Below are 19,630 nucleotides of genomic sequence, written 5' to 3'. Positions count from 1 at the left end.
TCAGCCGCCGCTGCCCGCCGGCGCGGAGCTGCCGCGCACGTCGACGAAGGCCTCGCCGCGGATCTCGCGCAGGAAGCGGTTCCACTCGTCTTCCAGCTTGCGCTGGCCGATCGCCTCGCGGACCTGGGCGCGACGGTTCTCGTCGTCGGCTGCGGCCTGGCGCGTGCCGACGCGCTGCACGACGTGCCAGCCGGCCTGGGTCTTGAACGGCTCGCTGATCGCGCCGTCCTCGATCGCGGCGACCTGGGCGCCGAAGTCGGGGCCGAACTGGTCGATGGTGAACCAGCCGAGATCGCCGCCGCGCTCGCGCGAGGACGGGTCGTCGGTATGTTCGCGGGCGAGCTCCGCGAAATCGGCACCGCCGACGGCGCGGGCGCGCAGGGTCTGCGCACGCGCACGGGCCTGGTCGTCGCTGACGTCACCGCCGCTGCGGATCAGGATGTGGCGTGCCTGGTACTGGGTGACGCTGCCGGCGTTCTGGGCGTCGCGCACTTCCACCAGCTGCAGCAGCTGGAAGCCGCTGGGGCCGCGCATCGGGCCCAGGACCTCGCCCGGCTGCAGCGACTGCACCGCACCGGAGAACGCGGTGGGGATCTCGTCGAGCGAGCGCCAGCCAAGGCTGCCGCCCTCGAGCGCATTCGGGCTGTCGGAATAACGCACCGCCGCCGCCTGGAAGGCCATCTCGCCACGGTCGATCAGCGCCTTGATGCCCTCGATCTTCTCTTCGGCGGTGGTGATCTGCTCGGGCGTGGCGCCGTCGGGCAGGGCGACCAGGATGTGCGCGAGCTGGTACTGGCGGTTGACGGCATCGCCTGCGAGCGCCGCATCCACCTCGGCATCGCTGACCACGATGCGGGTCTGCGCGAACCGCTGGCGCAGCCGCTGCACCATCAGCTCCTCGCGCAGCGAATTGCGGAACTCGTCGAACGACAGACCGTCGGCGGCGAGCTGCTGACGCAACTGCTCCGGGGTGAAGCCGTTCTGCTGGGCGATCATGCCGACCGCGCCGTCGACTTCGGCGTCGCTGACGCGTACGCCCATCTGCCCGGCGCGTGCGGTCTGCAGGCGCACCAGCACCAGCCGCTCGAGCACCTGGCGCTCGAGGATCTCGCGCGGCGGCAGCTGGTCGTCGCGTCCGGAGTATTGCGCGAGTACGTTGGCGACCGCGCGGTCGAGCTCGCTCTGCAGGATGACGTCCTCGTCCACCACGGCGGCGATGCGCTCGAGCGGCACGATGTCCTGCGCGTGGATGGGGGAAGCAGCCAGCAGCGCGGCCGCCAGCAGGGACAGGAGGGTCTTGTTCATGGCAGGGGGTCGGTTTCGACAGGCTCGCCGATCAGGTCGGACGGCGGGACGAGATAGAGGTCGTCTCGGTAATAACCGAGAATAGCACGGCGCAAACGGTCCTCCGTGTTGGCGCCAAGCGAGCTCAGCCCCTTCAGTTCAACTTCCAGCTGGATGGCGTCGTTCATCTCGCCGAGGCGGTTGCGCACGTAACGGCGGCCCACCAGGCGCACGCTCACGCAGCAGCTGTCCCACTGCAGGCCGGCGATGCCTTCCAGCAGCTGGCGGTCCTGCAGCGAGTAGTAATAGCGGCCGACCACGCTCCAGGTGGCGTTGATCGGATACAGGAAGGAGAAGTCCGCCTGCTCGAGCAGGTCGCGGCGGTAGCGGTAGCCGAGGTTGACGATGCCGTCGTCGCCGACCAGGTAGCGCGAGCGGATGCTGACGAGGTCGTCGCGGCGATCGCGTGGATCCCACTGGTAGGCGGCGTTGACGCTCCAGCGGTCGTTGATCGCATAGGCGCCTTCGGCCACCCAGGAGGACTCGCCGGATTCCACCGGCGGTGCATTCGGGTTGAGCCACACCCGCAGGTCGTCGAAGTAGCGGATCTGGCCGATGCTGGCCGACAGCTTTTCCTGGCCGTCGGATTCGCGGATCAGCCGCGTGGTGAGCGCCACGGTCATCTGGTTGGCGTCGGCCTGGCGGTCGGCGCCGGAGAAGCGATTGTCGCGGAACAGCTGGCCCCAGCTGAAGGTCATGGAGCCGGTGTCGAACACCGGCAGGTTGTCCTGGTTGCGGTAGGGCGTGCGCAGATAGAACAGCCGCGGCTCGAGCGTATGCACGTAGCTGTCGCCGCGGAACATCGTTTCGCGGTCGAAGAAGAGCCCGGCGTCGACGCTGGCAATCGGCAGGCTGCGGCTGGGTGCGCGTTCGGCCGGCTGGCCGATGGCTGCCCCGATCTGGTTGGCCAAGTCGTCGTCGAGCTGGTAGCGGGTATAGCGGTAGGCGAGCGTCGGCCGCACGAACCAGGCGGCGCCCTCGAACGGCAGGGTCACGAACGGTTTGGCGTCGAGGCGACTGCCTCCCGGGCGCACCCCGGCTCCGTCACCGTAAGTCGCATCGCTGGTGTGCTCGAAGCGGGTGGCATCGATGTTGAGGCCGGCGACCAGCCATGGCCGCAGCGGCTGCTCCCAGTTGCCGAACAGACGCGGCAGCCGGTTGTAGGGCATCAGTGCCTCGGTCAGCGTGTAGTCCGACAGCAGGTTGTAGTCGGCCATCAGGCCTGCATCCCAGTAACGGCCGCGGCCGAAGATGCCGGTGCTGCTGGTGATCGTGAGCGGCGACTGCGAGGTGAGACTGTTGCTCATGTCCTCGAGGTAACGCGGGTCGCTGATCCAGTTGAGGTTGGTGCTGGTGTACCAGGTACCGTTGAAGCGGTGGCTGTTGGAGTGGTGGAACATGCCGCGGTCGTCCTCGCGGCGGTTCTCCTCCGGGATGCCTTCGTCGATCTCGCGCTGGCGGTCACGCTCGGTGAGTCTGTCGGACGGCAGATATTCGAAATTGAACTGCCCGCCTCCATTGCGCGTGAGATAGCGGAACTCGGTGCCCAGCAGTGCGCCGCGCCGTGCCATGTAGCGCGGCTCCAGCGTCATATCGTAATTGGGCGCGAGGTTGAGATAGATCGGTTGGGCGTAGTCGAAGCCGTTACGGCCGGAATAGCCGATCGCCGGATACAGCAGGCCGGTCTTGCGGCGGTCATCGACCGGGAACTTGAAGTACGGCATGTACAGGATCGGGAACCGGCCCAGGTGCAGCGAGGCACCACGCGCGGTGCCCCAGCCGGTCTCGATGTCGACATCGATCTGCCGCGCGCGCAGTTCCCAGTGGCGGTCGCCGGGCGGGCAGGTGGAATAGGTGGAGCCGTACAGCGAGCCGACGTCGCCGACCAGTTCGGCGCGATCGGCGCCGCCGTTGCCGCGCCGCTCGATGAGCTGGTAGTTGACGTTCTCGATCTCGTGGGTATCGGTGCCCTGGTTGCCGCGCAGGCGCTCGGCGACGATGCGCATGCCCGAGTCCTGGTAGCGGACACTGCCCTCGGCGACGTACTCGCCGGTTTCCTGGTTGAAGTCGAGGCTGTCGGTGGCGAGGAACTGGTCGCCGCGCTGCAGGGTGGCGTTGCCGCGCAGGCGGGTCTCCTCACCATAGATACCCGTCAGTGCATCGCCACCGATCTCGGTGGGCATGTCCTCGCGATCGGCGGATGTGCCGATCGGTGGCGGCGCGTCCGGAAACACCGGGACCGCATCCTCGAGCGGACACAGCCGCCAGTCCTCGGGGCGTTCCTCGGCCATGGCGCTGAGCGAGAACGCGATGCACAACGGCAGGGGCAGCAGACGGAGGGCTGGGCGCACGCGGGAAATCCGGGGGACAAACGGCGGCCAGAATGCCGCATCCCATGCGCAGCGGCAACGCGACGCTGCCGGGATCGCAGCCGCCGCGCCACCTTGATCGGCACGCTGAACGTGGTGTCAGTGCGCGGCGTCCCGCAGCGCGCGTACATGGGCGACGGCGCATTCGCGCAGTGCCTGCAGGTCGTATCCACCCTCGAGCATCGACACCACGCGCCCGGCGGCGTGCTGGCCGGCGACCGCGCACAGTTCGCCGGTCAGCCATGCGAAGTCGTCGGCCGCGAGTTGCATCTGCGCCAATGGATCGCGCCAGTGGGCATCGAAGCCCGCCGACATCAGCACCAGCTGCGGACGGAACGCTTCCAGCTCCGGCAGCATCCGTTCCACCCAGGCTTCCTGGAACATCCTGCTCCCGGTGCCGGGCGGCAGTGGCAGGTTGAGGATGTTGCCCACGCCGCGCTCGCGACGGCCGCCGCTGTGCGGGAACAGGCCGATCTGGTGCGAGCTCATGTAGAGCACCCGCGCGTCGGCCTCGAAGATCGCCTGGGTGCCATTGCCGTGGTGCACATCGAAGTCGACGATCGCCACCCGGGTCAGCCCGTGCCGTTCGATCGCATGCGCGGCGGCCACCGCCACGTTGTTGAACAGGCAGAACCCCATCGCCTGGCCGCCGGTGGCGTGATGGCCCGGCGGGCGTACCGCGCAGAACGCGGTCGCCACATCGTCCTGCATCACCGCATCGACGGCGGCCACCCCGGCACCCGCGGCGCGCAGCGCGGCCTCGCCGGACGCCGGCGACATCACCGTGTCGGGGTCGAGATGCACCTGGGTGGCCGGCGCCTGCTCGAGGACCGCCGCCAGCAGCTCGCCGTCATGCACACGCAGCAGCTGGCCGCGGCTGGCGCGGGGCGCCTCGCGCCAGTCCAGGTCCGGGAGTTCCGAACGCAGGGCCTGGATGACCGCGGCGAGGCGTTGCGATGACTCGGGATGGCCCGGGCCGGTGTCGTGGCCGAGGCAGGTGGCATGCGTATAGACCGCCGGGTTCACCGCGCGCGGCGTTCGTGCCGCCACAACACTTCACCGTGGCCGCTGGCGCGCGCCAGCACCCGGGCAAGCACGAACAGGAGGTCGGACAGCCGGTTGAGGTAACGCACGGCCTGCGGGCGCACGGCCTCGGTGCACGACAGGGTGACGGTCTCGCGCTCGGCGCGGCGCACGATGGTGCGTGCCAGGTGGCAGCGCGCCGCGGCTTCGCCACCGCCGGGGAGGATGAAATCCTTCAGTGGTGGGAGGTCGGCGTTGTGGCGGTCGAGGTGGGCCTCGAGCCGGTCCACGTCCTCGTCGGAGATGGCGGCGTGCCCGGGGATGCACAGCTCGCCGCCGAGGTCGAACAGCTGGTGCTGGATTGCCGTGAGCAGGTCGCGCACGTCGTCGGGCAGCTCCGATGCCAGCAGCAGGCCGATGGCGGAGTTGGCCTCATCGACCGTGCCGTAGGCGTTCACGCGCGCCGAATCCTTGCGCGTCCGGCTGCCGTCGCCCAGCCCGGTGGTGCCGTCGTCACCGGTGCGGGTGTAGATCCTCGAAAGGCGGTTGCCCATCGATGCGGCCGGCTCAGGCGGCGCGGTCGCCGCGCAGCGCGGCAGTGGGCGCCAGCTGCAGGACCACCGCGTGCACGACCGCAGCAATCGCGACGTACAGCGCCATCGTCCCCATGTAGGCCGGCAGCCAGTCGCTGTAGTTCTTCCACCAGCCGGCAAGCGTGGGCTCGGCGACGCTTGCGCTGATCCAGTAGAAGCTGCCCTGAGCGATCAGTTGGCAGACGGCGGCGGAGGCGATCACCGCCAGCGCGACGCGGCCGCCGGTGGCAAGCTCGAGCCGAAGCGGGCGACGCGCGGCCCAGGCACCGCCGGTCCACAGCACGAAGTAGGCGCCCAGCAGGCACCAGTACGCAGGCGACACGCAGTAGTGGGTCCAGAAGCTCAGGCCCTGGCCCGCGATGACCGCGGCGTCCACCGCGATGGCCAGGCCCATCAGCACCGGGAACGCCCAGCGCGCCTGCGCGCGCAGGTACAAGCCGCCGAGGAAGAACACCGCCCACGACGCATCGGGCACCGCCGCGAAGTGGTGGACGCGGGTGGCGGCCAGCGCGAGGGCGAGCACTGCGAAGATCTGGATGGGACGGGTGGTGACGTTCATCGGCGGCTTCTCGGTGGTTCAGCGGGGCATTCTAGCCGAGCAGGGGTGGCTGCGCCCTCGCGTCGCCGGCGGCGCGGCCGAATCCGTATCATCCGCCCATGAATGCAACCCACGATGTCCTGGTGGTCGGGGGCGGCCTGGTCGGCGCCAGCCTCGCCATCGCGCTGGACCGCCTCGACCTCGATGTCGGCCTCGTCGAGGTCACGCCGCCCGGCTCGCTGCCCGCGGTGTTCGACCAGCGCAATCTCAGCCTCGCCGATGCCACCGTCAACGCCCTCACCGCGCTCGACGTGATGCGCCACCTGCGTGCACCGACCGGCGCGATCCGCGAGATCCACGCCAGCCGCAAGGGCGACTTCGGCCGCGTGCGCATGCGGGCTGCCGATTACGGGCGGCAGGCATTCGGCCAGGTGGTGGTGGCGCGCGATTTCGGCGAGGCACTGGAGGCGCGGCTGGCGACGCTGGCGCGGCTGCGCCGTTACCGGCCGGCGCGCTTCCTGGGCGCGACCGCCGATACCGGCGGTTGCACGATCCGCATCGAAGCCGGGGGCGGCGAGCACCTCCTGCGCAGCCGCCTGCTGGTCGGCGCCGACGGCACCCGCAGCGTCGTCCGTGATGCGCTGCGCATCGGTACCACGCGACACGACTACGGCCAGACCCTGCTGGTGGCACGCGTGCGTGGCGCACGCGCGCCGCACGGGATCGCCTGGGAGCGGCTCACCGACCATGGCCCGACCGCACTGCTGCCGCGTGGCGACGGCCATTACGGCCTCGTCCATGGCGTGCCCACCGGGGATGCGGAGGCGGTACTCGGCCTTGACGACGCCGCGTTTCTCGCGCGCGTGCAGGATGTGCTCGGCTGGCGTGCCGGGCGGCTGCTCGAGGTCGGCCCGCGCAGTGCCTATCCGTTGCAGCGCGTGGTCGCCGACGCGACGACCGCGCCGCGTGCGGCGCTGGTCGGCAATGCCGCGCAGACCCTGCATCCGATCGGCGCCCAGGGGTTCAACCTCGGCCTGCGCGATGCGCTGGTGCTGGCCGAGGCGATTGCCGCGCATCCCGGCGATGCCGGCGCCCCGCGGGTGCTGCAGACCTGGGCGCAACGGCGGCACAAGGATCGCGAACGCACGCTGGCGTTCTCCGACGGCCTGGCACGGCTGACCTCGAACCCCTCGGCGCTGATGCGGCCGCTGCGCAGCCTCGGCCTGCTGGCGCTCGACGCCGACAGCGGCCTGCAGGCGCGGCTTGCCGGTGGGGCGATGGGCTACCGTGGCGAGGTCCCGGCGCTGTGTCGCAGGAGCGCGCCATGAGCCGCCGGCATCGCCACGACGTGGCCGTGGTGGGCGGTGGGGTGGTCGGCGCCGCCTGCGCACTGGCGCTGGCGCGCGCCGGGCTGGATACGGTGCTGCTCGAGGCGCGTGCGCCCACCGCCTGGCAACGCGATCGCCCCGACCTGCGCGTGTTCGCATTCGCCCCCGACAACGCCGCGCTGTTCGAACGGCTGGGCGTCTGGGACGCCGTGCGCGTTGCTCGCGCGCACCCGTACCGGCGGATGCGGGTGTGGGACGCCGCGGCAGGCGACAAGCTCTGCTTCGATGCCGACCGTTACGGGCGCGAATCTCTGGGCTGGATCATCGAGAACGGCCTGCTGATCGACCGCCTTTGGGCGGCGTTGCCGGGCGCGGGCGTCGAGGTGCGCTGTCCGGCGGACGTCGAGGCCTTCGACCATGACGACGGCTCGGTGCAGCTGCGCCTCGCCGACGGCGGCCGCGTGGCCGCGCGCATCGCGATCGCCGCCGATGGCGCGGCCTCGGCACTGCGCCGGCTCGCCGGCATCGGCATCACCCGCCACGACTACCGGCAGCGCGGCGTGGTCGGCTACGTGGCGACGGAGCTGTCCCACGAGGACACCGCATGGCAGCGCTTCCTGCCCGGTGGCCCACTGGCCTTCCTGCCCTGTGGCGACGGCAGCAGTTCGATCGTATGGAGCCTGCCCGAGGACGAGGCGCAGCACGTGCTGGCGCTCGATGACGCGCAGTTCGGCGAAGCGCTCACCCGGGCCTTCGATGCGCGCCTGGGCGCCGCACGCCCGCTGACGGCGCGCGCGGCATTCCCGCTGCGGCGGCAGCTGGCCGATACGCTGCTTGCCGGTCGCATCCTGCTGGTGGGCGATGCCGCGCATGTCGTGCACCCGCTGGCGGGGCAGGGGGTGAACCTCGGCCTGCGTGACGTCGCCGCATTGGCCGATGCCGTGGCTGCCGCACGTGCGCGCGGCGTCGACTGGGCCTCCCCGCACCGGCTGCAGCGCTGGGCACGGCGGCGGCGCAGCGAGGACACGCTGGCGGCGTGGAGCTTCGATGGCATCAACCGCGCGTACTCCAACGATGCCCTGCTGCCGACGCTGCTGCGCGGACACGCGCTCGGCCTGGCCGGGCGCATTCCGCCGCTGGCGCGCACGCTGTGGCGGCACGCCAGCGGCACGTAGCCACGGTGGCCCCGCGACGTCAGCCGGGGTCGTGCGGACGCGCTTCCGGCAGCCGCCAGCCGTGGCGGATCGCCATGTAGCGCAGGCCGAAACACAGCAGGATGCCGGCCGGCAGCGTCCACTCCTCCGACAGGTCGAGCCGGTGCCCGACCACCACCACCGCGGCGGCCGCGAGCGCCGCGACCGCGTACAGGTCGGACTGCAGCACCACCGGCACGCGCGCGACCAGCACGTCGCGCACGATGCCGCCGCCGATGCCGCTGAGCATGCCCAGCAGCACCGCCGCGAACGGCGACAGCCCGAATGCCAGCGCCTTGCTGGCGCCGACCACCGCGAACAGCGCCAGCCCTGCCGCATCGAACAGCTGCACCGGGTTGCGCAGGCGTTCCACCAGCCCGTGGCGGTAGAAGGTCATCAGCCCCGCGCTGCACGCAAGTGCCAGGTAGATCCAGTGCGCCAGCGCCGCGGGCGTCGCGCCGATCAGGATGTCGCGCAGGATGCCGCCGAAGGTGGCGGTGGCGAACGCCAGCACCAGCACGCCGAACAGGTCCAGCCGGTGGCGCACGCCGATGGTCGCGCCGCTGATCGCGAAGGCGAAGGTGCCGATGAAGTCGAGGATGAGCAGGAAACGTTCCATGGCGCCGCGTCATGACCGGAGCCCGGATCATACGTGCGGCTCCAGGCCGGGCCCGCCCAACGCAGCCTGTTGTCGCCACACCGGAGCACCCGGGCGATGCCTTGCAACGCGGCCGGCTGTGCTGGCCGGCGGATGTGGGAGCGGCCGCGACTGCCACTGGACCGGCACCGCGGCGCGCGGGGCTCAGCGCCCGAGGAAGGGAAACGCCAGCGCCAGCAGCCGGTGCACGCCGCCCTCCAGCGTGCCCGCGACCGCGCGGGCGCCGAGTGCATTGAGGGCATTGCGCACATCGTCCCAGCGCAGCTGGTCGATGTCCTTGCGCAGCAGGTCGGCCACTTCGTCCGCGGCCGGCGCCAGCTTCTGCAGTTCGCGGGCCACCGCCTGCGGGTCGGGCTGCAGGTGGCCGTGCTGTTCGGCCAGCCGCAGCAGGGTGTCGAAACGCACCGCCACCACCTCGCGGTTGCGTTCGTAGACCGGTAGCGCACCGACGTCGAGGATCGCCTGCTCGAAACGCGCGAGATCGTCCGGATGCTCGACGCGTACGGCGAGGAATCCGTCGCGGCGCGCACGTTCGCTGACATGGCGGGCACCGGCGCGCAGGTTCTCGGCGCTGAGCACCGTGGTGAGGATGCGCGGCAGCGCGTCGGCCGGCGCCTCCTCGGCGAGCTGCCGCCAGCGCGCATAGCCGTCGCGGCGCAGGGCCTTCAGCCGTGCCGGGGTGACGCGCAGCTGCGCCGCGGCGGCGTGGTTGGATGCCGCGCGGTCGATCGCGCCATCGCGCTCCAGCAGCACGAACATCAGCAGTTCGAGGTCGCGCTTGGTCAGCGAGCCGAAGCCCTGCAGCTGCGTCTGGCGCAGGAATTCGCGGCCGAACGCCGCGGGGTCGTTGAGTTCAAGCGGTTGCATTCGGAGGTCCTCCAGCGAGGACGCCAGCATGCCAGTACCCGGTTGCAGTGGCCGAGACCGCACGTGCCGGTGGTCGCGTTTCGGCGGTGCCATCCGAAGCCGCCGCCTGCACCTGCAAACGACACTTGCCGTCAGGTCTGTCCCGATCCCCGGGCGATTGCCGTCAGGTGCCGGATCAGCCGCCCGCCCCCGCGCTGGCGAAGACCGTGATCTCCTCGCGGTCGTGGTAGAGCTGGCGTGCGCGCAGGGTCAGCGGCACCTGGGCCTGGTCGGTGAAGAGGTCGAGGCTCAGCCGGGTCTCGTTCCAGCGCTTCTTCATCGGCAGCTTGAGGTTGAACACCGCGTGCCGGCACCAGCCTTCGCGGAACCAGGTCGCCATGCGTTCGGCCACCCGCCGCGGCTGCTCCACCATGTCGCAGACCATCCAGTCCTGCGGCGTGTCGGGCTGCCAGCGGAAGGCGTCGGCGCGCTGGTGGTCGACCAGGCCGGTGTCGTGCAGCGCGGCCTGCAGCGGGCCGTTGTCGATCGCGGTGACGCGCATGTGTTCGCGGGTCAGCACCCAGGTCCAGCCGCCCGGCGCGGCGCCGAGGTCGGTGGCGCGCATGCCCGGCTTGATCAGCGTTTCGCGCTCGCGCGGCGTCAGCAGCACCATCAGTGCCTCTTCCAGCTTCAGCGCCGAGCGCGATGGCGCTTCGCCGAGCAGGCGCAGGCGCGGGATGCCCTGCGGCCACACGGCGCTGTCGCCTGGCTGGCTGCGCGCCAGCATCAGGTGGTCGCCGCCCAGCAGGCACACATGCAGGCGCGAGCGCGTGGGATCGGCTTCGTTGGTCAGGAAGCCGCGCTTGCGCAGTGCGGGCCGCAACGCGTTGCCGAACGCGCGCGCCAGCGCCGAAAGCGGCTTGCCGGCATCGGAGTCGGGATGCTCGACCCACAGTTCGCCGTAACGCCCGGCGCCCTGCAGGGTGTCGAGCACGGGGGTGAGGCGGTCCTTCGGGTCGAGGCCGGTCAGCTCGGCCAGCAGCACGGCCTTCTGGCGTGCGAAGACCAGCTCGCGGAACGGCAGTGCCTGCACCAGCGGCACGCCTACCTCGGCGGCGTGGAACAGCACGTAGCCCTCGTCGCGACCGGCGCGCGCCCAGCCGCCGATCCCGGCCAGCGCGGCGCGCTCGGTCAGTTCGGCGGCGAGATCGGCCTCGAAGCCGGCGCGGCAATAGCACAGCAGTGCCGGGGTGGTGAGGTCGGCCATCAGTAGCGTGCTCCGCCAGTGGCCGAATAGGCCGCGAGCACCGCGCGGGCGTCGTTGCGGCGCAGGTCGCGCACCACCTCGATGCCGCGCCGCTGCAGTTCCTCCGGCCAGTCGGCCGGCAGCGGGCCCTCGTCGAACTCCGTCAGGGCCTCGACATCTTCGGCGCGCGCACCGATCAGCAGCCGGTCGATGCCGGCCCACACCGCCGCGCCGAAGCACTGGCAGCAGGGTTGGGCGGAAGTCGCCAGCGTGTACGGCGCGCCCGTCGCGTTGAGCCGCGGGGTCTGCAGGCGCTGCTGGGCGAGCATGAAGGCCATCGTTTCCGCATGCGCGACCGAGCAGTTCGTCGGCATCACCCGGTTGACGCCCACCGAGACGATGCGGTCCCCGGGGCCGAACACCGCCGCGCCGAACGGGCCGCCGCTGGCGGCATCGACGTTGCGGCGCGCGAGGTCGATGGCGAGCGCGATCTTGGCGTCGTCATCGGGGTAGGCGCGGCCGGTATCGACGGCCTCGTGCACCCATGCCGGCAGGGTGAGGTGGACCTGGGCGTAGAGCATCAGCGTGCCACCGGAGCGGCGGTGTCGACCGCCTCGCAGCGGCTGGCGACGCAGGCGCAGGCCTGGATCTCGCGGAAGCCGCATACCGAGGCCATGCCGCTGCGCTGGCACTCGGCCATCACCGCCTGGGGGTCGGCCGGGCTGTCGACGTTGACGCAGGCCGGGAAGGTGCCGCAGCAGTTGCCGACATCCTTGACCGTGCAGTCGCTGTCGACCCTGCAGCTGGTGTCGAGGGTGGGCACCTGGCCGTGACCGGCCGCGGTGCCGTGATCGGGCGCGGGTGCGGGTGCCGGCGCGGCAGGTGGCTGGCCGGCATCCGGCACGGAGGCGCTCGGGGCGGCGCATGCGGCCAGCGACAGCGCCAGCAGCAGCGCGAACAGGCGGATCGGGCGGACACTCATGTCGGTTCTCCTCACGCCTTCGCCGCCCAGGTGTCGCGCAGGGTCACGCTGCGGTTGAACACCGGCGCGCCCGGACGATGGTCACGGCGGTCGGCGACGAAATAACCCAGCCGCTCGAACTGGAACGGCTGCTCGGGCGCTGCATCCGCGGCGGCGGGTTCCACCCAGCCCTGCACCGAGCGCCTGGAATCGGGGTTGATGTGGTCGCGGTAGGTCTTCCCGCCGCTCTCGTCATCGGGGTTCTCGACCACGAACAGGCGATCGTAGAGGCGCACCTCGGCGGCCACCGCATGGCGCGCGCTGACCCAGTGGATGGTGCCCTTGACCTTGCGGTTGGCGCCTTCCATGCCGGGCCGCGATTCCGGATCCAGCGCGCCGCGCAGTTCGACCACATGGCCGGCGTCGTCCTTGACCACCTCGTCGACGCGCACGATGCCGGCGCCGCGCAGGCGCACCTCGCCCCCGGGCACCAGCCGCTTCCAGCCCTTCGGCGGCACCTCGGCGAAGTCCTCGCGCTCGATCCACAGCTCGCTTGCGAACGGCACCTGGCGCACGCCGAGCGATTCGTCCTTGGGGTGGTTGGGGAATGCCAGCGCTTCCTCGTGCTCCACGGGCAGGTTGGTCAGCACCAGCTTCAGCGGGTCGAGCACCGCCATGCGCCGCGGCGCGTGGGCGTCGAGATCCTCGCGCAGCGCGCCTTCCAGCACCGAGAAGTCGATCACCGAGTTCTGCTTGCTGATGCCCACGCGCTCTACCAGCAGACGCAGCGATGCCGGCGTATAGCCGCGCCGCCGCAGGCCCTGCAGGGTGTACATGCGCGGGTCGTCCCAGCCGTCGACCAGGCCATCGGCGACCAGCTGGGTGAGCTTGCGCTTGCTCATCACCGTGTAGTTGATGTTGAGCCGCGAGAACTCGATCTGGCGCGGCTTGCCGGCTTCGATCGGCAGCCCCTTCGCCGCCAGCGGTGCCAGCAGTTGCGGGTTGCCGGCAAGGTCGACGTTGTCCACGCACCAGTCGTACAGCGGGCGGTGGTCCTCGAATTCCAGCGTGCACAGCGAGTGGGTGATGCCCTCGATCGCGTCGCCCAGCGCGTGGGCGAAGTCGTACATCGGGTAGATCGGCCAGGCATCGCCGGTGTTCTGGTGCGGCACGTGCTTGATCCGGTACAGCGCCGGGTCGCGCAGGTTGATGTTGCCGCTGGCCATGTCGATCTTCGCGCGCAGGGTGCGCGCCCCATCCGGGAACTCGCCGGCGCGCATGCGCCGGAACAGGTCGAGGTTCTCCTCGACGCTGCGGTCGCGGAACGGCGAGTGGCGGCCGGGCTCGGTGAGCGTGCCGCGGTACTCGCGCACCTGCTCGGCGGAGAGGTCGCAGACGAACGCCCTGCCGTCCTGGACGAGTTTCTCGGCCGCCAGGTAGAAGACCTCGAAGTAGTCCGAGGCATGGCGCAGGCTGGCCCACTCGTAGCCCAGCCAGCGCACGTCATCCTGGATCGCGGCGACGAACTCCGGGTCCTCCTTCGCGGGATTGGTGTCGTCGAAGCGCAGGTTGCAGCGGCCGCCGAACTCCTGGGCGATGCCGAAGTCCAGGCAGATCGCCTTGGCGTGGCCGATATGCAGGTAGCCGTTGGGCTCCGGCGGGAAGCGGGTGCGGATGGCGTCGTGCCTGCCGCTGGCGAGGTCGTCACGCACGATCTGGCGGATGAAGTCGCGACGCAGGGGGGCATCGGTCGGGGTGGCGGTATCGGGGGAGGCGTCAGCGGTCATCTGGGATCGGCGGATACGGGGATGCGGGGCGGGGCGCAGGGCGGCCGTCGCGGATCGCACAGTGTAGGCGAGCGCGCCGCGCGCGGCCCGTGGCCCCGGCTGGCCCGGGCCCGGAACGCCGGCGGCGCGACCGGGCGCTAAAGCAGGCAGTGGTGCTGCCGATAACCGTCCTGGTGGGGACCAGGCGCGCGGGCATTTGTGACGGCCATAACATTCCTGTCCCTACCATCCGCCGTCCAGCCCGATCGGGCACTCACATCCGGGAAGTGAACATGGCGACCGCAGGGGGCGGCACCGTGCAGGGATCCACGCCGTCGGGGACGGTGCGGTGAGTCCTGCCCGCAGGTGGGCGCCGTCGCCGGAACTGGTCGCCACGCTCGGCTTCGCGGCGCTGCTGCTGTTGCTGGCATCGGCGCTGGTGGGGCTGGGTGGAGACCCGTCGGACGGGCTGCGACCCGCCGGGGTGGTGCGTGTCGAGGGCGCACGTGCGTCCTCGGGTTATCTGGCGCTGCCGGCCGGCGCCGATGGCGGCACCCGCGCGCAACTGCGCTGGGAGCTGCCTCCGAGGATGGAAGGCGATGCCCGCTGGGTGGTCTGGGTGCCGCGCGTGCCGGTGGACCGGCTGCAGTTCACCGGCGCCGACTGGGCCGGGCCGCCGCATGATTTCTTCCGCCCGCGGGTGGCGCAGGCGTTCCCCGGCGGGTTCCGCTCGGTGCCACCCGAGCCGGCGGGGCCGGTGCTGGAGCTGGATCTCGACGTGTTCGCCGACGGCCGTGTCGGCGTGTTGCCGCTGCTGGTGCGCGAAGACCATGCGGTGATGCTCGAGCAGCGCGCCTCGGCGATGTCGGCCGCGGTCTATGCGGTACTGCTGGTGCTGGCCCTGCTGGCGCTGTCGCTGTATGCCGCCGCCCGCGACCGCGCATTCCTCGGCTATTTCGCCTGCGCGCTGTCCACTCTGCTGTTGCTGGCCGCCCTCAACGGCCACCTGTACCAGTTCGCCGGGCTGTCGTTCCTCGGTGCCTGGGGGATCCAGGGCGTGCACGCCCTGATCCTGGTGTTCCTGCTGGCCTGGACCCGGCTGCTCGAGGTCTATGCCGGCGCCACGCTGCATGCGCGGGCACGCCAGGCGCTTTCGGCCTTCCGCTGGACGGCGCTGGTGCTGGTCGGCCTGTGCCTGGTCGACGTGCCGGCGCTGAACCAGCCGCTGGGCGCCGTGACCCTCGCACTGTGGGTGGCGACGGGCATCGCCGGCGTGGCGTGGATGACGGTGGCGGTACGCCGGCGGCTGGCGATGGCCTGGCCGCTGCTGGCGCTGCATGTGCTCACCTACGTGGCGCTGCTGGCCTATGAATTCTCGCCGGGCTGGAACGTCCGCAATCCGCTGCTGGCGCGCTTCGCCTTCCAGGCCGGCATGGTCACCACCCTGACCCTGTTCGCGGTCGGCCTGGTATCGCGCATCGCCGACTTCCGCGACCAGCGCGACCGTGACCGCCTGGCACGGCTCGACAGCGAGCGGCGGATGGCGCGCGAGGCCGCGCGTGGTGCGTTCGCGCATGCGCTGCAGGCCGGGCTACGCACGCTCGGGCCCGGGGACATCGAATGGACCGCGTTCCGGCTGCTGTTCGACCACCTGCTGCCGCTGCTGCCGGTGCGCTCGGCGGTGGCGGTGGCGCAGGGCTTCCACGGTGCGGAGATGCTGGTTGCGCATCCCGCCGCAGGCCGCGACCAGGCAGTCGCCGATCTCGAGCGCCGCGCGCTGCCGCTGCGACGCGCCGCCACCGCCGGGCTGCCGCGGCAGGAACTCCTGGGTGATGAGCGCGGCGCACGCACCGAAGCCCTGCTGCCGCTGCAGGTGCGCGCGCCCGGCTGGGGCGCGGTGCTGCTGCAGCGCGATGGCAGCGAGGGATTCAGCGCCGAGGAGATGGCGCTGGCGATGGAATTCACCCGGCTGGCGCAACTGCACGTGGAACAGGCGGTGGTGACCGCCAACCTGCGCCGCTCCGCGGAAATGGACGCCCTGACCGGTTCGCTCAACCGCCGCTCGGTCGACCAGTGGCTCCTGCGCAGCTTCAACGAGGCCGAGCGCGGCGGGCAGCCGCTGTCAGTGATCCTGGTCGACCTCGACCACTTCAAGTCGATCAACGACCAGCACGGGCATGTCGCCGGTGACCATTGCCTGCGCACGGTGGCCGCGGCCCTGCGCAAGGCGGTGGGCGAGGGCGCGCTGTTCGGGCGCTACGGCGGCGAGGAGTTCATCGCCATCCTCCCCGGCCTTGCCGCCGCGCCCGCGCGCGACACCGGCGAGCGCATGCGCAGCGCGGTCGAACAGCTGGACGTGCGCTGGGAAGACAAGCAGCTGCGGCTCACCGTGAGCGTCGGGCTGGCCACCCGGCGCGAGGGCGAGCGCTCCCCCCAGGACACCGTGGACCGCGCCGACAAGGCGCTCTACGCCGCCAAGCGGCTTGGCCGTAACTGCGTGCACGTGGCACCCGCCGTGTTCACCTGACCGGTGTGCCCGTCCGCTGCTACGCTGCGGCGCCACTTGATGCCCACAGACGTGCAGGATTCGCCCACCCGCAGTACCGCAGTGGCATGGATGCTCACCGGCGCGGTGCTGATCGGCAGCAACGGCCTGATGGTGCGGCTGGCCGACACCGCGCCGACGGTCTCGGCGTTCTACCGGATGCTGTTTGCCGCGGCGATGCTGGGTGCGCTGGTGGCGGCGCGCGGCGACTGGCGTCCGCTGCCGCGCGCGGTGTGGGTGCTGGCACTGCTGCCGGCCGCTGCGTTCGCCGCCGACCTGTGGCTGTGGCATCGCAGCATCCTGCTGGTCGGGCCGGGCCTGGCCACGCTGCTGGCCAATGCACAGGTGTTCTTCATGGCGCTGGCCGGCGTGCTGCTGTTCGGCGAGCGCATCGGCGCCCGCTTCCTGGCCGGCATCGCGCTGGCGTTCTTCGGCCTGTGGCTGCTGCTGGGTGGCGACCGGGTGGATCTGCCGGCCGATTACCGCTGGGGCGTGTGGCTGGGGCTTGCCACCGGGCTGTGCTACGCCGTGTACAACATCGGCCTGCGCCATGTGCAGCGTGCCGGCAGCGCACTGGCGCCGGAGCGGCGCGCGCCCATCGCCCAGGTGCTGGCGGTGGTCTCGGCGCTGTGCGCGGTGCTGCTGGGCATGGCCGGCGTCGCCGAAGGCGTGTCCTTCGTGATCCCGGACCTCGCAACGCTCGGCTGGTTGCTGTTGCTGGCCGGGGTGGGCCACTGCCTGAGCTGGGTCCTGATCTCGCGGGCGATGCAGCAGCTGCCGGTGGCGGTGGTCGGCCTGCTGCTGCTGGCGCAGCAGGTATGCGCGTTCCTGCTCGACCTCGCAGTGCTCGACCGCAGCACCTCGCCGCGCGAATGGATGGGCCTGGCGTTGACGCTGGCCGGCATCTTCCTGGCCGGGTTGCGCCAGCGCCGACCCGAGGCGGGTCGGGGTTGAAGCCGGCCTGCGCGCGCCCCACTCAATCAGGTGCGGCGACGGGCCGCGTGCGTGGAGCGAGCCGATGTTCGGGATTGGTGCCTGGAAACAGCGGATGCCGCATCCGCAGGACGCGCTGCCCGGCCGCGCGGACCCGCTGCCGCTGCACAACCGCCACCATGTGCATGGCCGTCCGCTGCGCGACGCCTTCGAGGGCCTGTCGCAGGTGCAGTTCGGCATGGGCTGCTTCTGGGGTGCCGAGCGGGTGTTCTGGTCGCTGCCGGGGGTGGAAACCACCGCGGTCGGCTATGCCGGCGGGCATACGCCCAATCCCACCTACCGCGAAGTGTGCAGCGGGCAGACCGGGCATGCCGAGGTGGTGCTGGTGGTCTACGACCCGGCAGTGATCGGCTTCGACCGCCTGCTGGCGGCCTTCTGGGAAAGCCACGACCCGACCCAGGGCATGCGCCAGGGCAACGATCTCGGCACCCAGTACCGCTCGGTGATCCATTGCACGACGTCGGAACAGGCGCAGGCGGCGCAGCGCAGCCGCGACAGCTTCCAGGCCGGGCTGCATGCCGCGGGGCTGGGTGACATCACCACGGAAATCGTGCATCCGGCGCCGGAGTTCTTCTACGCCGAGGACGAGCACCAGCAGTACCTGGCGAAGAACCCGGGCGGCTACTGCGGCCTGGGCGGCACCGGCGTGCGCTGCGCGGCGACGCCGGTGGTGTGAGGCCGGAGCCCGGCCCGCTGCGCGCGCCGTCCGCTCAGGCGGCGGGCTGCGGCTCGACCGAGGCCACTTCCAGGCTGAGGGTTCCGCCGTCCGGGCGTGGCCATTCGATGCTCTGGCCCACCGACAGGCCCAGCAGCGCGCTGCCGACCGGCGCCAGCACCGACACCCGGCCGCTGGCGCTGTCGGCCTCGTGCGGGTAGACCAGGGTCAGGGTGCGGCGGGTGCCATCGGCATCGACGCACTCCACCCGCGAATGCATGCGCACCACGTCGGACGGCATCTGTGCCACCGGCAGCACCTGCGCGCGCAGCAGTTCTTCCTGCAGCGCCACCGCCGCCGGGTGGCCCCGCCAGGTGGGGTTCTCGATCAGCGCATCGAGACGGGCGGCATCGATTTCGGACACCAGCAGAGACGGCGGCAGGCCGCTGTTGGGAGTGGACATGACAGGTTCCTCGGTGAAGTTGTCTGGTTGCTCATGCGGTCGGCACGCGGGGGCCGGAACCGGAGCAAAGGAAACGGGCGACGCGTCAGCGCCGCCCGTACGGTGTCCAAGCTAGCCCGTTCGGCAGGCCGGTTCAAGCCACCCCGGCGGTGGCCGGCCCGGCGGCCGCCGGACGGTCGGCACCGGGCGGGGCAGCGGCGGCGCCGGGTGCCACCAGCAGCTGGTCGGGCAGGGCGCGGAATTCCCTGGCCAGCTGGCGCAGGAACGCGCCCATCGCCGAACTGCGCCGCCATGTCATCGCGATGTCGCGGTCGGGGGCGGGCGCGGCGAAATGCACCAGCTGGATGTTCTCCGACCGCGCGACCGGCGGCTGCACCGCCAGCATCGGCAGCAGGGTGATGCCGACGTTGGCGGCGACCATCTGCCGCAGCGTCTCCAGGCTGGTGGCGCGGAATTCGCTGCGTTCATGCGCGCCCGAGAGCTGGCAGACGTCGAGCGCCTGTTCACGCAGGCAGTGGCCGTCCTCGAGCAGCAGCAGGCGCTGGTCGGCCAGCTCGTCGAGCTGCAGCCGCTCGCGCCCCGCCAGCGGGTGGCGGTCGGGGACGGCCAGCACGAACGGCTCGGAAAACAGGGCCTCGGTATGCAACTGGTCGTCGTCGACCGGCAGCGCGAGCACCGCGGCATCCAGGCGGCCATCGCGCAGCCGTGACAGCAGCACGTCGCTCTTCTCCTCGAACAGGAGCAGTTCCAGCTGCGGGAAGCGCGCGCGGATCCGCGGAATCACATGCGGCAGCAGGTACGGCCCCAGGGTCGGGAAGATGCCCAGCCGCACGGTGCCGGCCTGCGGATCCTGGCCGCGGCGTGCGGCCTCCTTCATCTGCTCGATCTCGTCGACGATGCGGCGCGCGCGCTCGGCCGCGTCGCGGCCGGCGGGAGTCAGCATCACCTTGCGCGGCGCGCGTTCCACCAGCGCCACGCCGAGTTCCTCCTCGAGCTTGCGGATCTGCGTCGACAGCGTCGGCTGGCTGACGAAACAGGCCGCCGCCGCCCGCCCGAAGTGGCGATGGTCGGCGAGGGCGACGAGGTAACGCAGGTCACGCAGGTTCATG

General features: G+C 71.4%; 18 protein-coding genes. 5 read left to right on the top strand and 13 right to left on the bottom strand.

Annotation, left to right across the window (positions count from 1 at the left end):
• From ERL55_RS11805 to ERL55_RS11785, 5 genes are all read right to left on the bottom strand, one after another.
• Positions 1 to 1,305 (bottom strand): peptidylprolyl isomerase, encoded by a 1,305-nt coding sequence (locus tag ERL55_RS11805; RefSeq protein WP_129136590.1) that lies wholly within the window; start codon positions 1,303 to 1,305, stop codon positions 1 to 3.
• On the bottom strand, positions 1,302 to 3,695 hold the full coding sequence (gene lptD / locus ERL55_RS11800) for an LPS-assembly protein LptD (protein WP_129136589.1): 2,394 nt from the start codon (positions 3,693 to 3,695) through the stop codon (positions 1,302 to 1,304). Before lptD ends, ERL55_RS11805 begins: the two co-directional genes overlap by 4 nt.
• 117 nt (positions 3,696 to 3,812) lie before the next feature.
• On the bottom strand, positions 3,813 to 4,739 hold the full coding sequence (locus ERL55_RS11795; RefSeq protein ID WP_129136588.1) for a histone deacetylase family protein: 927 nt from the start codon (positions 4,737 to 4,739) through the stop codon (positions 3,813 to 3,815).
• Entirely contained in the window at positions 4,736 to 5,290 is a 555-nt protein-coding gene (locus tag ERL55_RS11790; RefSeq protein WP_129136587.1) for a cob(I)yrinic acid a,c-diamide adenosyltransferase, read from the bottom strand. Before ERL55_RS11790 ends, ERL55_RS11795 begins: the two co-directional genes overlap by 4 nt.
• 13 nt (positions 5,291 to 5,303) lie before the next feature.
• Positions 5,304 to 5,888: a hypothetical protein gene (locus tag ERL55_RS11785; RefSeq protein ID WP_129136586.1), complete on the bottom strand. Its 585-nt coding sequence runs from the start codon at positions 5,886 to 5,888 to the stop codon at positions 5,304 to 5,306.
• Positions 5,889 to 5,986: 98 nt separating this feature from the next.
• Between ERL55_RS11785 and ubiH the strand changes: the two genes are divergently transcribed.
• Positions 5,987 to 7,195 (top strand): 2-octaprenyl-6-methoxyphenyl hydroxylase, encoded by a 1,209-nt coding sequence (gene ubiH / locus ERL55_RS11780; RefSeq protein ID WP_129136585.1) that lies wholly within the window; start codon positions 5,987 to 5,989, stop codon positions 7,193 to 7,195.
• On the top strand, positions 7,192 to 8,370 hold the full coding sequence (locus ERL55_RS11775; RefSeq protein ID WP_129136584.1) for an FAD-dependent oxidoreductase: 1,179 nt from the start codon (positions 7,192 to 7,194) through the stop codon (positions 8,368 to 8,370). The genes ubiH and ERL55_RS11775 overlap by 4 nt, the downstream gene beginning before the upstream one ends.
• Before the next feature lie 19 nt (positions 8,371 to 8,389).
• On the opposite strand, the gene ERL55_RS11770 is transcribed toward ERL55_RS11775, so the two are convergent.
• The 6 genes from ERL55_RS11770 to ERL55_RS11745 all read right to left on the bottom strand — a co-directional run bounded on the left by ERL55_RS11770 (position 8,390) and on the right by ERL55_RS11745 (position 13,886).
• The gene (locus ERL55_RS11770) at positions 8,390 to 9,007 is read right to left on the bottom strand and encodes a trimeric intracellular cation channel family protein (RefSeq protein WP_129136583.1); all 618 of its coding nucleotides are present in this window, start codon (positions 9,005 to 9,007) and stop codon (positions 8,390 to 8,392) included.
• Positions 9,008 to 9,190: 183 nt separating this feature from the next.
• A complete protein-coding gene (locus ERL55_RS11765) occupies positions 9,191 to 9,913 on the bottom strand; it encodes a hypothetical protein (protein ID WP_129136582.1) in 723 nt (240 codons plus the stop codon).
• A gap of 175 nt (positions 9,914 to 10,088) precedes the next feature.
• Positions 10,089 to 11,159, bottom strand: a complete 1,071-nt coding sequence (rlmM, locus tag ERL55_RS11760; RefSeq protein WP_129136581.1) for a 23S rRNA (cytidine(2498)-2'-O)-methyltransferase RlmM — start codon at positions 11,157 to 11,159, stop codon at positions 10,089 to 10,091.
• The gene (locus ERL55_RS11755) at positions 11,159 to 11,719 is read right to left on the bottom strand and encodes a nucleoside deaminase (RefSeq protein ID WP_129136580.1); all 561 of its coding nucleotides are present in this window, start codon (positions 11,717 to 11,719) and stop codon (positions 11,159 to 11,161) included. Before ERL55_RS11755 ends, rlmM begins: the two co-directional genes overlap by 1 nt.
• Positions 11,719 to 12,120, bottom strand: coding sequence for a hypothetical protein (locus ERL55_RS11750; protein ID WP_129136579.1), 402 nt, complete (start codon positions 12,118 to 12,120; stop codon positions 11,719 to 11,721). The genes ERL55_RS11755 and ERL55_RS11750 overlap by 1 nt, the downstream gene beginning before the upstream one ends.
• 11 nt (positions 12,121 to 12,131) lie before the next feature.
• Positions 12,132 to 13,886, bottom strand: coding sequence for a glutamine--tRNA ligase/YqeY domain fusion protein (locus ERL55_RS11745; RefSeq protein WP_129136578.1), 1,755 nt, complete (start codon positions 13,884 to 13,886; stop codon positions 12,132 to 12,134).
• 328 nt (positions 13,887 to 14,214) lie between these two features.
• Here ERL55_RS11745 and ERL55_RS11740 point away from each other — a divergent pair, with 328 nt between their 5' ends.
• The 3 genes from ERL55_RS11740 to msrA all read left to right on the top strand — a co-directional run bounded on the left by ERL55_RS11740 (position 14,215) and on the right by msrA (position 18,079).
• Positions 14,215 to 16,392, top strand: coding sequence for a GGDEF domain-containing protein (locus ERL55_RS11740; RefSeq protein WP_129136577.1), 2,178 nt, complete (start codon positions 14,215 to 14,217; stop codon positions 16,390 to 16,392).
• 39 nt (positions 16,393 to 16,431) lie between these two features.
• Complete coding sequence (locus ERL55_RS11735) at positions 16,432 to 17,364, top strand: DMT family transporter (RefSeq protein ID WP_129136576.1); 933 nt, start codon at positions 16,432 to 16,434, stop codon at positions 17,362 to 17,364.
• A 64-nt stretch (positions 17,365 to 17,428) separates the two neighbouring features.
• Positions 17,429 to 18,079 carry a peptide-methionine (S)-S-oxide reductase MsrA gene (gene msrA / locus ERL55_RS11730; RefSeq protein ID WP_129136575.1) on the top strand — a complete coding sequence of 217 codons (651 nt, stop codon included), beginning with the start codon at positions 17,429 to 17,431 and terminating at the stop codon, positions 18,077 to 18,079.
• 34 nt (positions 18,080 to 18,113) lie between these two features.
• On the opposite strand, the gene rnk is transcribed toward msrA, so the two are convergent.
• Positions 18,114 to 18,521 (bottom strand): nucleoside diphosphate kinase regulator, encoded by a 408-nt coding sequence (gene rnk, locus ERL55_RS11725; protein WP_129136574.1) that lies wholly within the window; start codon positions 18,519 to 18,521, stop codon positions 18,114 to 18,116.
• A gap of 133 nt (positions 18,522 to 18,654) precedes the next feature.
• Positions 18,655 to 19,629 (bottom strand): DNA-binding transcriptional regulator OxyR, encoded by a 975-nt coding sequence (oxyR, locus tag ERL55_RS11720; RefSeq protein ID WP_129136573.1) that lies wholly within the window; start codon positions 19,627 to 19,629, stop codon positions 18,655 to 18,657.
• Position 19,630: the final 1 nt, after the last annotated feature.

The sequence above is a fragment of the Luteimonas sp. YGD11-2 genome (assembly GCF_004118975.1).
GTDB lineage: Bacteria > Pseudomonadota > Gammaproteobacteria > Xanthomonadales > Xanthomonadaceae > Luteimonas > Luteimonas muca.
This window is presented reverse-complemented; position numbering and strand designations above follow the sequence as displayed.